This window comes from Dialister sp., from assembly GCF_047832375.1.
GTDB lineage: Bacteria > Bacillota > Negativicutes > Veillonellales > Dialisteraceae > Dialister.
In genome coordinates, this window is sequence record NZ_CP181256.1 from 549,773 (window position 1) to 562,564 (window position 12,792).

The 12,792-nt window shown below is 50.0% G+C and carries 9 protein-coding genes and 10 tRNA genes; 17 read left to right on the forward strand and 2 right to left on the reverse strand.

What is annotated here, in order from left to right; all coding sequences use genetic code 11:
- Positions 1–196: 196 nt before the first annotated feature.
- Entirely contained in the window at positions 197–784 is a 588-nt protein-coding gene (locus ACFWUL_RS02300) for a DUF2939 domain-containing protein (protein ID WP_297022041.1), read from the reverse strand.
- 511 nt (positions 785–1,295) lie between these two features.
- Here ACFWUL_RS02300 and ltrA point away from each other — a divergent pair.
- Entirely contained in the window at positions 1,296–2,708 is a 1,413-nt protein-coding gene (gene ltrA / locus ACFWUL_RS02305; protein WP_416177692.1) for a group II intron reverse transcriptase/maturase, read from the forward strand.
- A gap of 98 nt (positions 2,709–2,806) precedes the next feature.
- On the opposite strand, the gene ACFWUL_RS02310 is transcribed toward ltrA, so the two are convergent.
- Complete coding sequence (locus ACFWUL_RS02310) at positions 2,807–4,228, reverse strand: aldehyde dehydrogenase family protein (RefSeq protein WP_416177693.1); 1,422 nt, start codon at positions 4,226–4,228, stop codon at positions 2,807–2,809.
- A 499-nt stretch (positions 4,229–4,727) separates the two neighbouring features.
- Between ACFWUL_RS02310 and cobT the strand changes: the two genes are divergently transcribed.
- From cobT to tnpC, 16 genes are all read left to right on the forward strand, one after another.
- Positions 4,728–5,780: a nicotinate-nucleotide--dimethylbenzimidazole phosphoribosyltransferase gene (cobT, locus tag ACFWUL_RS02315; RefSeq protein ID WP_416177694.1), complete on the forward strand. Its 1,053-nt coding sequence runs from the start codon at positions 4,728–4,730 to the stop codon at positions 5,778–5,780.
- Complete coding sequence (locus ACFWUL_RS02320) at positions 5,777–6,799, forward strand: nicotinate-nucleotide--dimethylbenzimidazole phosphoribosyltransferase (protein WP_416177695.1); 1,023 nt, start codon at positions 5,777–5,779, stop codon at positions 6,797–6,799. Before cobT ends, ACFWUL_RS02320 begins: the two co-directional genes overlap by 4 nt.
- Positions 6,799–7,578 carry a nickel insertion protein gene (gene larC / locus ACFWUL_RS02325; RefSeq protein WP_297022656.1) on the forward strand — a complete coding sequence of 260 codons (780 nt, stop codon included), beginning with the start codon at positions 6,799–6,801 and terminating at the stop codon, positions 7,576–7,578. The genes ACFWUL_RS02320 and larC overlap by 1 nt, the downstream gene beginning before the upstream one ends.
- A 583-nt stretch (positions 7,579–8,161) precedes the next feature.
- Positions 8,162–8,236 (forward strand) — tRNA-Gly (locus tag ACFWUL_RS02330).
- Positions 8,237–8,271: 35 nt separating this feature from the next.
- A tRNA-Asn gene (locus tag ACFWUL_RS02335) sits at positions 8,272–8,347 on the forward strand.
- A 1-nt stretch (position 8,348) separates the two neighbouring features.
- A tRNA-Gln gene (locus ACFWUL_RS02340) sits at positions 8,349–8,423 on the forward strand.
- Between the two features lie 2 nt (positions 8,424–8,425).
- Positions 8,426–8,501, forward strand: a tRNA-Lys gene (locus tag ACFWUL_RS02345).
- 5 nt (positions 8,502–8,506) lie between these two features.
- Positions 8,507–8,581 (forward strand) — tRNA-Glu (locus ACFWUL_RS02350).
- 4 nt (positions 8,582–8,585) lie between these two features.
- Positions 8,586–8,661, forward strand: a tRNA-Val gene (locus ACFWUL_RS02355).
- A 3-nt stretch (positions 8,662–8,664) separates the two neighbouring features.
- Positions 8,665–8,741, forward strand: a tRNA-Asp gene (locus ACFWUL_RS02360).
- Positions 8,742–8,748: 7 nt separating this feature from the next.
- Positions 8,749–8,824: transfer RNA gene (locus tag ACFWUL_RS02365), tRNA-Phe, on the forward strand.
- Positions 8,825–8,829: 5 nt separating this feature from the next.
- A tRNA-Leu gene (locus ACFWUL_RS02370) sits at positions 8,830–8,915 on the forward strand.
- Positions 8,916–8,951: 36 nt separating this feature from the next.
- A tRNA-Leu gene (locus tag ACFWUL_RS02375) sits at positions 8,952–9,036 on the forward strand.
- A 124-nt stretch (positions 9,037–9,160) separates the two neighbouring features.
- Positions 9,161–10,435, forward strand: a complete 1,275-nt coding sequence (locus tag ACFWUL_RS02380) for a DEAD/DEAH box helicase (RefSeq protein WP_416177696.1) — start codon at positions 9,161–9,163, stop codon at positions 10,433–10,435.
- Positions 10,436–10,584: 149 nt separating this feature from the next.
- On the forward strand, positions 10,585–10,938 hold the full coding sequence (gene tnpB, locus ACFWUL_RS02385; protein ID WP_416177697.1) for an IS66 family insertion sequence element accessory protein TnpB: 354 nt from the start codon (positions 10,585–10,587) through the stop codon (positions 10,936–10,938).
- Between the two features lie 113 nt (positions 10,939–11,051).
- On the forward strand, positions 11,052–12,614 hold the full coding sequence (gene tnpC / locus ACFWUL_RS02390; protein WP_416177698.1) for an IS66 family transposase: 1,563 nt from the start codon (positions 11,052–11,054) through the stop codon (positions 12,612–12,614).
- Positions 12,615–12,792: the final 178 nt, after the last annotated feature.

Consider the following 12,792-nt stretch of genomic DNA (forward strand, 5'->3'; position numbering starts at 1 on the left):
GGAGCTGCTAGCTTCTAGGAAAGTTGGCCAGCCTACGGCACGAATGACTGGCGGAAATAACGGAAAGAAAGCGCCGCAGGCGGATCAGCCTTCCTAACAGCTAGCCGCTAGAAGCTAGCAGCCCCGTGTGAGTGACTCTACACGCAAGCATACTAACCGCCAAACCCAACAGCTCGACAAACTGAAATATCGCGGGCTACTTTCCTGCTTCTTCCCGTTCTTTCAGGTAGTCCTTCAGGTTCAGAATCCTTGTGGCGGTCCAGTTTCCGTTGACGTCCTTTTCCATCTGTACCTGCCAGGTGAAGTCTTTGTCCAGCTTTTTATCGTGAATTCTGACGCTGGCAATGGCTTTGTCACCTTCCGACCTGACGTCCAGCATGTCAGTCATGGAGAGGGCGGCAGAACCCAGGTAAGCGGACATGATTTTTCCTGCTTTGCCGGAAGGATCTTTGTCTCCTTTATCCTGGAATTTCAGCTCCGTCTGCCGGACGAGTTCATCCACTGCCTGCTTCTTCAGCATTTTGAGGATGGAGGCAGCCAGGGCGTGGTCCGGTTTTCCGTCTCCTGCCAGATAGGAGGCGGTGTCATCGACAGCAGCAGAATAGACTTTTTCCATGTCCACCCGTTCTTTAAAAAGCTGGAGGTCCCTTTTCTGCACTGCCTGCTGGATTTCTCCCGCCGCATAGGCCGGGGTCTTTGACCAGTAGAAAAAGTACCATCCTCCCAGGCCGGCAGCCAGGAGAAGCAGGATGATGATGATTTTCTGTATGATAGAATGGTTCATGGAAGTTCTCCCTTTCTGTAAATCATTCTTTTTATTATAGCAAAAAGAAGAGAAAGAAAAAGGAAGCAGGCCCATGGTCATGCTTCCTTTTATGGTGCGCCCAGCATGGGTGCACTCTTGAGGGTGAAAGTCCCTAGACTGCCCGACAGCGGGAAGGTCATAGCCGAACACCAAGGGTGTCCATCGTGAGGTGGAATCTGAAGGAAGGTGCAGGCAAATCTCCGGTCCGATGTACAAGAATCACATAAGGCTACGGCAGGATGGATAAGATTGCCATACAAACTGAAGTCCCATAGCTGTACGGAATCCTGTAGAGTAAATGTGGCGGATATATGGAGAGAAAGAGTGCGTTCTTACCTGGGGAGGTCTCACGGACACAGCAGAATAAGGCTGTATTTATTGGGCTGTGCTGTGGTTGAAATAAGATTTGTCGTGAGAAGTCAGCAGAAGCCATAGTACCAGATGACCTATAGATATCTGGGAAGGGCCGAACTTTAGGAGATGTTAGTCAATGAAAGTAACCAACCATGGGCTTAAAGGCAGACAACTTCAGAAAGAAGATTACTGGCAGAAAGCAGCTGCGGAACAGCAGGGATATGCCGGAGTGCCCATCCATGTGAGGATTGCTGAACACAACAACATCATTGCAGACTTGCCAACGGACAGTCTCCTTAAGCGGATTTTATCCCGTGACAACATGAATGCTGCCTACAGGAAAGTGAAATCCAACAAAGGGGCAGGCGGAGTCGACAGGATGAGTGTAGATGAACTTCTACCGTATCTTAGCGAGCACCGCTTGGACCTGCTTGAGGAGATAGTGGCAGGGGAATATACCCCTGAACCGGTCCGCAGGGTAGAAATACCCAAGGCAGAAAAAGGCAAATTTCGTAAGTTGGGAATACCGACGGTAGTAGACAGGGTAGTGCAACAGGCCATAGCCCAAGTACTTATGCCTATCTATGAGCCGCAATTCTCAGATTCCAGTTTTGGATTTCGTCCAAAGCGGGGAGCCCATGATGCCTTAAGACAATGCCAAAAGTATGCGGAGGAAGGATATGTCTATGCGGTAAGCATGGATCTTGAGAAATTCTTTGACACGGTGTGCCAAAGCAAGCTCATCGAGATTCTTTCGCGTACTGTAAAAGATGGCAGAGTTATCTCGCTCATACATAAATTTCTCAATGCAGGCGTAATGTCTCACGGGATATTTGAAAAGAGTGAGAAAGGCGTACCACAAGGAGGACCACTCAGCCCTCTACTTGCGAATGTCATGCTGAATGAACTGGACAAGGAACTGGAAAAGCGGGGGCATAAGTTTGTGCGCTACGCAGACGACTGCATGATACTGTGTAAAAGCAGGAAAAGTGCAGAAAGAACCTTAGTCCACATCATCCCGTTCATTGAAGGGAAGCTGTTCCTCAAAGTGAACAGGGAGAAAACCAGCGTGGAATCCATATCCAAGGTAAAATATCTGGGATACGGATTCTATCGCAAGAAAGGAAAATGCCACTTCAGAGTACATCCGAAGGCCAAGAGCAAACTGAAAGAAAACCTGAGGGCTATTACCAACCGCAATAAAGCGATTAGTAATGAAATGCGCCCAGTAAGGTTCAATCAGATAGCCAAAGGATGGGTGAACTACTTTAAGTTGGCAGATATGACAGGAATGCTTCGTGAGATGGATGAATGGGTGAGAAGGCGAATACGAGCCATCTACTGGACACAGTGGAAAAAGGTCAGGACAAAGTACCGAATGATACGGCAATACAAAATACCGGAATGGAAGGTACACGAACTGGCCAACTGCCGAAAAGGGACATGGAGGGCGGCACTTATGCTGAACCAAATCCTTAGCAATAAAGAAATAGCCCGCCAGGGATATGTGTCCCTAACGAGCTACTATAAGCAAGTATGCGAAAACTAGAGAACCGCCGTATACCGAACGGTACGTACGGTGGTGTGAGAGGTCGGCGGGTAAGTGCCCGCCTCCTACTCGATTATTCTTTATTAAAAACTTTCCACCTATTTTCCTGTATCAAAAAGGGCTTTCTGCTGGGTGAATTCAATCATGCCGTAAATGCCGCCTTCCCGACCGAGGCCGCTTTCCTTGTAGCCGCCGAAGGGGGCTGCCGTATCTCTGGGACTGCTGTTGATATAGACGTTCCCGGCCTGGATTCTCTTGGCCAGGGCGATGGCTTTCTCCTTAGGTCCGTAGACACCGGCATTGAGGCCATAGCGGGTATCATTGGCAATAGCAAGGGCTTCTTTTTCATCTTTGTAAGTGATGACGCAGAGCACCGGCCCAAAGATTTCATCTTTGGCAATGGACATGTCGTTCTTGACATCCATGAAAATGGTGGGATGGATGTAGTATCCGTGGTCCGGAGTTTCCGGCAGGCCGCCGATGAGGAGACGGGCTCCTTCGTCCAATCCCTTCTGAATGTATTCAGAAATCTTTCTGTACTGCTGCATAGAAGATACGGGTCCCAGTTTAACTGTATGGTCCGTGGGGTCGCCGACCGTATATTCTTTGGCGATTTCCACCAGCTGTTTTTCTATGGTTTCTTTTTCCGCTTCCGGGATGAGGAGACGGGAGAAGGCGGTGCAGGTCTGCCCGGAATTCAGGAAGATACTGTTGAAGCAGAGGTGAATGGGCTCTGTATAGTCGTGGCTCTCATTGGGCAGGATTACATAGGGCGATTTGCCGCCCAGCTCCAGGCTGATGTGCTTCACCGATTCCAGAGCTTTCTTGCCTACGGTGATGCCGCCGGAGGTGGAGCCGGTGAAGGAAATCATATCTACCAGGGGATGGGCGGACATGGCATTACCCACTTCGCCGCCCCGGCCGGTGACCAGGTTAAATACGCCCTTGGGGAAGCCTGCTTTTTCAAAGGCATCGGCTAGATAGTAGGAAGAAAGGGGAGTGTGCTGGCTTGGCTTCAGAATCACCGTATTTCCCATGAGCATGGCGGGAATGATTTTCTGGATAACCTGTCCCAGGGGGTAGTTCCAGGGAGTGATACAGCCCACTACGCCCACCGGTTCCCTGTAGGTGGTGGAAAGAGGCATTTTTTCAACCATAGGAACGTCCGGTGCCAGGTCGATGTAGGAACGGGTACGGACATACTGGTATTCCACCTGGGAAGATTTCGTGAACGCCCAGGGGGAGCCCAGTTCTTTGATGGTGATGTCAATCAGATCCTTTTCCTGGGACCTGAAGATGGTGAGGAATTTTTCCATGAAATTGATCCGCACGGAGAGGGGAAGGGCAGCCCATTCGGGAAGAGCGGCATGGGCGGCTTTAGCCGCTTTGTCCACGTCCACTTCGTTTCCGGCGGGGACACGGGCAAATATTTTTCGGGTAGCCGGGTTTTCCACGTCAATGAATGTTCCTGATGCCCCATCTATCCATTCTCCATTGATGTAGAGCTTTTCAAAATTCACAGGTAAGACCTCCTTTGGAAAAGAAAAGGGAAAAAGAGGCATCAACCCCTGTTTCCCCTTGTTGGACAGAATTATGAAATTGTATATTTCTCTCCCTATTATACCGCGAAAGGGAAAATATACAATGCAGGGAATATTGCGGTTTGTAGAGCTGTTGAAGCGAACGGTTTGGCATGTGGTTGGACAGAGTCACTGGCACGGGGCTGCTAGCTTCTAGCTGTTAGCTGCTAGGAAAGCTGGCCCGCCTGCGGCGCTTCCTACCTGTTTCCATCAGTCATTCGTGCCGTAGGCTGTTGATCTTTCCTGGAAGCCAGGAGCTAGCAGCTAGAAGCTCCGCACGAATGACTCTACCCATCAGCGTTGCCCTAACAACTCGACAAACTGAAATTGGCATTGCCCATTCCTATTCCCTTTTCATCCAGCCCGGTATGGTATAATAAAAAAGAATATATTTTCAAAATTAACAAAACGTTAATACATATATAATAAGGAGGATTGCATGGGATTATTGGACGAAACACTGGCGCAGATCCGGCCGCTGGATGAAGGGACCATGGAGGAAGCGGCCCGGCGGTGGAAAGACCTCTATCTGGGCATGGGGGACCTGGGAAAAATGGAAACCATGGTCACCCAGTTTGCAGGAATTACGGGAGAGGCGATTCCTTCCATCCCTAAATGCTGCACGGTCATTGCCTGTGCAGACCATGGGGTATATAAAGAAGGGGTTTCTGCCTATCCCCAGTCTACTACGGTGGGGATGACGAGGGCCTATGTGGAAACGAAAGGGGCCGCAGTCAATGCCATGGCCTATTATGGGGGCTCTGACATGGTGGTGGTGGACATGGGCATTAATGCGGACATGTCCGGCGTACCGGGACTTCTAGACCGCAAGATTGCCTGGGGCACGAAGGATATCGCCGAAGGCCCTGCCATGACCCGGGGCGAGGCTATCCGGTCCATTGAAACGGGAATCGAAATCGCAGAAGAAAAACTGAAAGAGGGCTATCGTCTTTTTACTATCGGAGAGATGGGAATTTCCAATACCACCTCCTCTGCCTGTATCCTGGGCGCTTTCAATCACTGGAATGCCCTGGAAGTCACAGGCCGGGGAACCAATATTTCCGATGAACGGCTCAGGCACAAGGTGGAGGTGGTACAGACCGCCATGGATGTGAACCATCCGGACCCCAAGGATGGCCTGGATGTGCTGTCCAAGGTAGGGGGATTTGAATTCGGCTGCATGACCGGCGTCATTCTGGGCGCCGCTGCAGGCCGGGGTATGACGATTATTGATGGCTTCAATACCACTGCCAGTGCTTTCATTGCCAAGGCCCTGGCACCGGAGTCTGTCCATTACCTCATGGCGTCCCATCTGTCCCTGGAGCAGGCTCATAAGAAATCCCTGGCTGCCCTGGGACTGACAGAGTATGTGGATCTGGATTTCCGTCTCGGTGAAGCGGTAGGGGCCGGTATCCAGACGAAGATGTTTGATCTGGCCCTTTCGGTGTATCGGGAATGTGTGACGAAAGAAGAAGCGGGGGTGAAAGCATGAGCCGGATTCCGAAACTGAATGAAGATATCATGAAAGCCTGCCAGCTTTACGTGGATAACCTGATCAAGCCGATCCATTCTCTGGGAAAACTGGAAGAAATGGCTGTCCGCATTGCGGGAATCACAGGGGAGGTGAAACCATCTTACCTGAATAAGGCCATCGTCATCTTTGGCGGCGATACGGCGGTGGATGGAGAAAACCGGACGAGGGGACAGCTCTCCCACGATGAAATGAAACTGGTGGCCCAGGGCGCCGGTCCGGTGAATGTGATTGCCCGGAACCTGGAGGCACCGGTCTATCTCATGGATGTGGGACTGGAAAAAGATACCACTGATATTGAAGGGGTTTTGACGAAGAAGATGATCAGCGGCACCCACCATGGTCATCCTGCCATGGATGATGAAGTGGTGAATGGGGCTGTTTCCCTTGGCATGTCCGTGGCGAAGACCCTGGCAACCCAGGGCGTCGAGGCTGCAGGTATAGGAAATATAGGGGAACGGTCCCTCCTTTCCGCACTGGCGGTGACGGCGGCTATCATGAAGGAAGACCTGCTGAAGGTATCTGCGAAGGGCGGATACAGTATCCGTCTGGCAGGCATTGGCAACTTTGCAGAAAATCCTATTGGAAACCTGGCGGAAGTGGGTTCGGCGGAAATTGCTGCGCTTTTTGGATTCGTGGTAGAGGCCGCTCGAAACGGCATGATTGTGGTCTTCGATAATGCGGTAACCGGTGCGGCGGTGCTGGCAGCGGTGACAGTGTATCCGGAAATACAGAATTTTGTATTTCCCTCTGTCTATTACGAAGAACCGGTACATAAGATGCAGATGCAGAAACTCGGTATGCATGCCTATCTTCATTATGATTTTACGGAAGCCGAAGGATTTGGATCTGCCCTGGGGCTGTCTCTTCTGGATGCAGCCATTGACATGCTGAACCAGATGAAAACATTCGGCACCGCCGACGTGGATGTGGCTATCGACGGGGCAGGCAGCGGAAGGCAGAGAAAGGAGATCAGATAATGAAGGCTCTTTTTGTTAAATGCTATGGGAAACTGACGGCTGATATGATGGTGGGAGGACTCATTGATATGGGCGTGCCACCGGTATACCTGAAATCAAAGCTGAAAGACGCAGGACTTCCTGAAAATTTCATTGAAAAACCAAATCCCAAAGCCCAGATATCGGCCCATTATTTTCATATTCCCCCCAGTGGAAACAAGCCGCTGCTCCTGAAGGAAGCGGACCTTTTCCGGATATGGAAGGATATATGCAGCAAAGGGAACCCGGAATGGGAAGAAATCGGGTGGAAGGTCTTTTCCGTCCTCACCGCCGGTGCTTCAGATGCAGTGGATGATATTCCCGGGAATATTGTGGATCTCAGAAGGGTAGGGGTATCAGAAGAAAATCTGTCATCCCTGTACCTGTTTCTGGCAGCCTTGGACTATCTGGAAGTGGAGACCCTCTTTACCTGTCCTTTCTCTGTGATTCCAGGAAAGACGGAAGCAGGAAAAGCGTCGGCCGCTATCCTGACGGACGCCGTCTCTACTGTGGGTAAACCGATTTCAACGGAAGAAATTGCGCCTTTCGCAGCAGCCATGCTGGAAGGACTCTCTGCCTCCTTCATGCCCATGGACAGCCGTTTCCTGGCGGACCGGACGGCCTATGGAAGCTCCAGCGCAGAGAAGCCTACCGGAGACAATACGGTGGCGGAATACCTCGGCTACTTCACGGACCGGGGAGAATCCATCTTCAGCCGTCATATGAAGGTCTTCGGCATGGACTCCGGCCTGGATCTGTAACAGGGACTTTGGAGTATTGCCAATTTCAGTTTGTCGAGCTGTTGGGTTTGGCGCTAATGGATAGAGTCATTCGTGCGGAGGCTTCTAGCTTCTAGCTCCTGGCTTCTAGGAAAGATCAACAGCCTACGGCACGAATGACTGACGGAAATACCGGGTAGAAGCGCCGCAGGCGGATCATCCTTCCTAGCTGCTAGCCGCTAGAAGCTAGGAGCTCCATGCGCGTGACTCTATCTGCAAGCATGCCAACCGCCAAACTCCAACAGCTCTACAAACCGCAATTTGTCAAAAACAGATGAATTTATAAGACTCTCATACAACCTGCAGTGCCATATAGGTGAAAAATTCTAAAAAAGTACTTGCCAAATTCATCGGGATAGGGTATAATCATTTCCGTCGCACGGCAAAGGCTGGCGGCGGGAAATGAAAATCCTGACGGATTCAAAACTTCCTGTTGACAGAAATATCACAATGTGATAAATTATAGGTCGTGACATTGAGAGTTAAATCTGATTCAAAAAGAAATTTTGAAAGCAGACTTGACAAATCAAAAAGTAATGATATAATAATATCGTTGCTAACACATGCGGAAGTAGCTCAGTGGTAGAGCACAACCTTGCCAAGGTTGGGGTCGCGGGTTCGAGTCCCGTTTTCCGCTCCATTTGTTAGTATTATCCGAAAGGATATGCTATAGATTCCTGAATAGCTCAGCCGGTAGAGCGCGTGACTGTTAATCACGATGTCGCAGGTTCGAACCCTGCTTCAGGAGCCATAGGGGTATCGCCAAGCGGTAAGGCAACGGACTCTGACTCCGTCATGCGTAGGTTCGAATCCTACTACCCCTGCCAACGATCCATTAGCTCAGTCGGTAGAGCACTTGACTTTTAATCAAGGTGTCCCGCGTTCGAGTCGCGGATGGATCACCATATGTGGCCTGTTCGTCAAGTGGTTAAGACACCGCCCTTTCACGGCGGGTTCGCGAGTTCGAATCTCGCACAGGTCACCAATGTGGGCGATTAGCTCAGCTGGGAGAGCGTCTGCCTTACAAGCAGAATGTCAGCAGTTCGATCCTGTTATCGCCCACCAAACGGCCCGGTGGTGTAGTGGTCTAACATGCCGCCCTGTCACGGCGGAGATCGTCAGTTCAAATCTGATCCGGGTCGCCACATTTTTGCCTCGGTAGCTCAGTTGGTAGAGCAAAGGACTGAAAATCCTTGTGTCAACGGTTCGATTCCGTTCTGAGGCACCATATATGCGGCTGTGGCGGAATGGCAGACGCGCTACTTTGAGGGGGTAGTGATCTTTCGATCGTGTGAGTTCAAGTCTCACCAGCCGCACCACAATTTCCTTAATTTCCTCGTTGTTCAATTTTATATGCGGTCGTGGCGGAACTGGCAGACGCGCTATCTTCAGGCGGTAGTGGAGTAATCCGTGAGAGTTCAAATCTCTCCGACCGCACCACTAAAATGTAAGCTCTTAAGGCTAATGCCTTGAGAGCTTTTTTAATACCCTTCAGGCTTTGGAAATGAATTTCGTATGATATAATGATTCCAAGAAAATGATGATTTTGACTACAGGAGGAACTATGAACGCTTTTGCAGCACTTGGGGTAGGAGACAAGCTGACGTCCCTTTTAAAAATGCAGGGAATCAAGGTGCCTACACCTATCCAGCAGGCAGCTATCCCATCCATATTTAAAGGAAAAGATTTCATCGGCCGTGCCCAGACCGGTACCGGCAAGACATTGGCTTATCTTCTCCCCACTATGCAGCGGGTGGATAAGGAAAAGGGAGCTACCCAGGTCCTCATTATGACACCGACCCGGGAACTTTCCAAACAGGTCTTTGACGTGTTCCGTCCCTTTGCCCTGGAACTGGGGCTGGACGGAGTGGATATCATCGGTGGCAGGACCATAGAAAACCAGCTCCAGAAGCTGAAACGGGATCCCCAGGTGATTATCGGTACCCCTGGCCGTCTTCTGGACCACATCCGCAGGAAGAGCCTTGGCTTATCCCAGATAAAGACGGTCATCCTGGATGAAGCGGACCAGATGCTGGCCAATGGGTTTCGGGAAGATATCGAAGCACTGGTAGATGAAACGCCGAAAAACAGGCAGCTCCTCCTCTTCTCTGCCACCATGCCGGAGGAAGCGGTGCGGCTGGCCAGGAAATACATGCGCCACCCGGCGGTGGTGGATGTCTCCGAAAAAGTGGCTGCTTCCACCGTGGAACAGCGGGTTTATGAAACCACAAAGCCCCGGAAATTCAAGCTCCTCGTGAAGCAGCTGACGGAAATGAACCCTTACATGGCCGTTGTCTTCTGCAATACCCGGGAGGAAGCCCATGATGTTGCAGGGAAACTTCAGGAAGAGACGGATTTTGTGGTGGATGAGATCCATGGAGACATGAGCCAGGGTCAGCGGAACCAGGTAATCCGCGAATTTGAAAAGGCGAAAATCCAGATTCTTGTGGCTTCGGACATTGCTGCGCGGGGACTGGACGTAGAGGGCATTACCCACGTGTTCAATTACGATATTCCAAGAAATCTGGAATACTATGTCCACCGCATCGGCCGTACCGGCCGGGCCGGCACAAAGGGCATCGCCATTACCTACGCCACACCGGAAGATGGCCTCCTCCTCAGGAAGCTGGAAAAATCCATTTCCGAGACCATTACCCGGTATGATGAAAAGGGAAATATCCGGAAAGTACGGAAGGGAAAACCGAAGAAGAATGTGGTCACTCCTGGCATGTACAAGCCCACTAAGAAGAAGGAACATAAGGCTCTGGGGCACAAGGGAAAGAATATGCGCCAGAAACGGAAGAAAGATGGCCCTGCCAAAAAAGGAAAGAAGAAATAAGTATGACAAAAACCGCTCTCAGGAGCGGTTTTTGCGTGGCCGGAAGTCAAATTGCGGTTTGACGGTAAGCGCAAAATAAAATGATGGATTTTATCTATCCATTGGAAATGAGATAATACCTACAAGTTCAACGAATGGAGGTATTACTCATGGATATTCAACTAACTGCCGACCGGGTTTACCTGGCCGGCGGCTACACGGACATGCGGAAATCCATTGACGGATTATCCGCTGTGGTTTCACAACAATATGATCTGAATCCGTTCCTTCCATCACTGTTCCTGTTCTGTGGAAGAAGACGGGACCGGATCAAAGGTCTCCTCTGGCAGGGTGATGGTTTCGTTCTACTTTACAAGCGTATTGAGAGCGGAAGCTTTCAGTGGCCAAGGGAATCGGCTTCCCTGATTGAGCTTTCCCCACAGCAATACCGCTGGCTTATGGAGGGGCTTGCCATCATCCAACCTCGGGCCGTGAAGGTCATTCACCCCCGCTGCAGCGTATGAAATCTGCATGCTAAAACAGTCGAAAAAGCTAGATTTTATCGAGCTTTTTCGACTGTTTTATGGTATAATAAATACATGAAATTTCGGTTGTTTTTATAGAATTGAGTGTACCCATGACAGACCGCCGTGAGCAGGAATTACTAGATAGAATTGCAAAACTGGAAAAGGACAAAGCGGCTTTATTAGCTACAGTGAAATTACTTCAGCAGGCCCGTTTTGGTTCTAAATCGGAACGCCGGACTGATCCGGATATGGATGCCGCCTATCCCAGCATCTTTAATGAGGCGGAAACAGAGGCCAAGCCCAGTGTCAAGGAACCGGAGCTTGAAACGACTGCGGTTAAAGGCTATGAACGAAAGAAAAAGAGCAAGTCAGCATCTGTTAAGAACTTGCTGGAATCCCTTCCTGAAGACTGCATTGAGAACATAGATATTGACCTGGATGCGGACCAGAAAGTCTGTGACATCTGTGGAAATAAGCTGTCTCCTATAGGCAGGGAGCTTGTTAATACTCAGATTGAGTTTGTTCCGCCAAAGCTTATCTGCAGGCGTTACTTCCAAATATCTTATGAATGCAGGAATTGCCGGAAGAATGACGAACCGCATATTGTGAAGCCGGCAGTGCCCAAGCCTCCGATTCCCCATTCCTTTGCTTCACCTTCTGCCATTGCCCATGTGATGATGCAGAAGTACGGATTAGCCGTACCGCTGAATCGTCAGGAGCGGGAGTGGAAGCAGCTGGGATTGCCTCTCAGCAGGGCAACTCTGGCCAACTGGATTATTATTTCTTCAAATGAGTACCTGAAACCCTTGTGGGACTACATGCATGGTCTCCTTCTCAAAGAAGCCTGTCTGCATGCAGATGAGACTCCGGTACAGGTACTCAATGAAAAAGGACGTAAGAATACCAGCAAATCCTATATGTGGGTCTTTACCAGTGGAGAGTATGAACCATTACATAATATCCGCCTGTTCCAGTACAGCCCGACCAGAAAAGGATCCAATGCCTCGGAATTCCTTAAAGGATTTACCGGTTACCTCCAAACGGATGACTATTCCGGATACAACCAGGTAACCGAAGTTACCCGCTGCCTCTGCTGGGCCCATGCAAGACGAAAGTATGTAGAAGCAGAAACAGCAAAGCAGGATGAATCTTCCGTAAGTCTGGCTGGCGAAGGGCTGGGCTGCATACGCGAACTGTTTAAAATTGAAAAAGAACTGCGTGACCTTACTCCTGAGGAGAGAAAGGCACAAAGACTTGAAAAGGAAAAGCCGGTGCTCGACGCCTACTGGAAGTGGGTAGAAAGCAGCCGGGACAAAGTCCTTCCAAAATCCAAGATCAGCCAGGCTTTGAACTACTCCCTGACTAACAAGGAGCAGCTTGAAACCTATTTGCAAGATGGCAGGTGTGCTATATCCAACAACATTGCGGAAAACAGCATACGTCCTTTTACCGTGGGCCGGAAAAACTGGCTCTTTTCAGCGAGCCCGAAAGGTGCTGAAGCCAGTGCCTGCGTATACAGTATTATTGAAACCTGCAAGGCCAATAATATAGATCCGGAGAAGTACCTGATCTACATACTCACCGGGATGCCCAATGAAGAGCGTCTCAAAGGTGAGGCAGTATTAGAGAAGTACATGCCCTGGAACACTGTAGTTCAGGAATCCTGCAAATAACATAAAGCCCGAAAGCTTATAGTATGATTATTCTATAACTTTCGGGCTTTTTCAATACACTCTTTTATTTGGCGCTTACGTTTGACGAGCTGTTGGAGCGAACGGTTTGGCATGCTTGCGTATAGAGTCACTCGCATGGAGCTCCTGGCTTCTAGCGGCTAGCTGTTAGGAAGGCTGA

What these genes read in the sequence shown, in the direction of transcription:
- ACFWUL_RS02300 (WP_297022041.1), bottom strand. Translation starts at nt 784, where the DNA reads ATGAACCATTCTATCATACAGAAAATCATCATCATCCTGCTTCTCCTG.
- ltrA (WP_416177692.1), top strand. Translation starts at nt 1,296, where the DNA reads ATGAAAGTAACCAACCATGGGCTTAAAGGCAGACAACTTCAGAAAGAA.
- cobT (WP_416177694.1), top strand. Translation starts at nt 4,728, where the DNA reads ATGGGATTATTGGACGAAACACTGGCGCAGATCCGGCCGCTGGATGAA.
- ACFWUL_RS02320 (WP_416177695.1), top strand. Translation starts at nt 5,777, where the DNA reads ATGAGCCGGATTCCGAAACTGAATGAAGATATCATGAAAGCCTGCCAG.
- larC (WP_297022656.1), top strand. Translation starts at nt 6,799, where the DNA reads ATGAAGGCTCTTTTTGTTAAATGCTATGGGAAACTGACGGCTGATATG.
- ACFWUL_RS02380 (WP_416177696.1), top strand. Translation starts at nt 9,161, where the DNA reads ATGAACGCTTTTGCAGCACTTGGGGTAGGAGACAAGCTGACGTCCCTT.
- tnpB (WP_416177697.1), top strand. Translation starts at nt 10,585, where the DNA reads ATGGATATTCAACTAACTGCCGACCGGGTTTACCTGGCCGGCGGCTAC.
- tnpC (WP_416177698.1), top strand. Translation starts at nt 11,052, where the DNA reads ATGACAGACCGCCGTGAGCAGGAATTACTAGATAGAATTGCAAAACTG.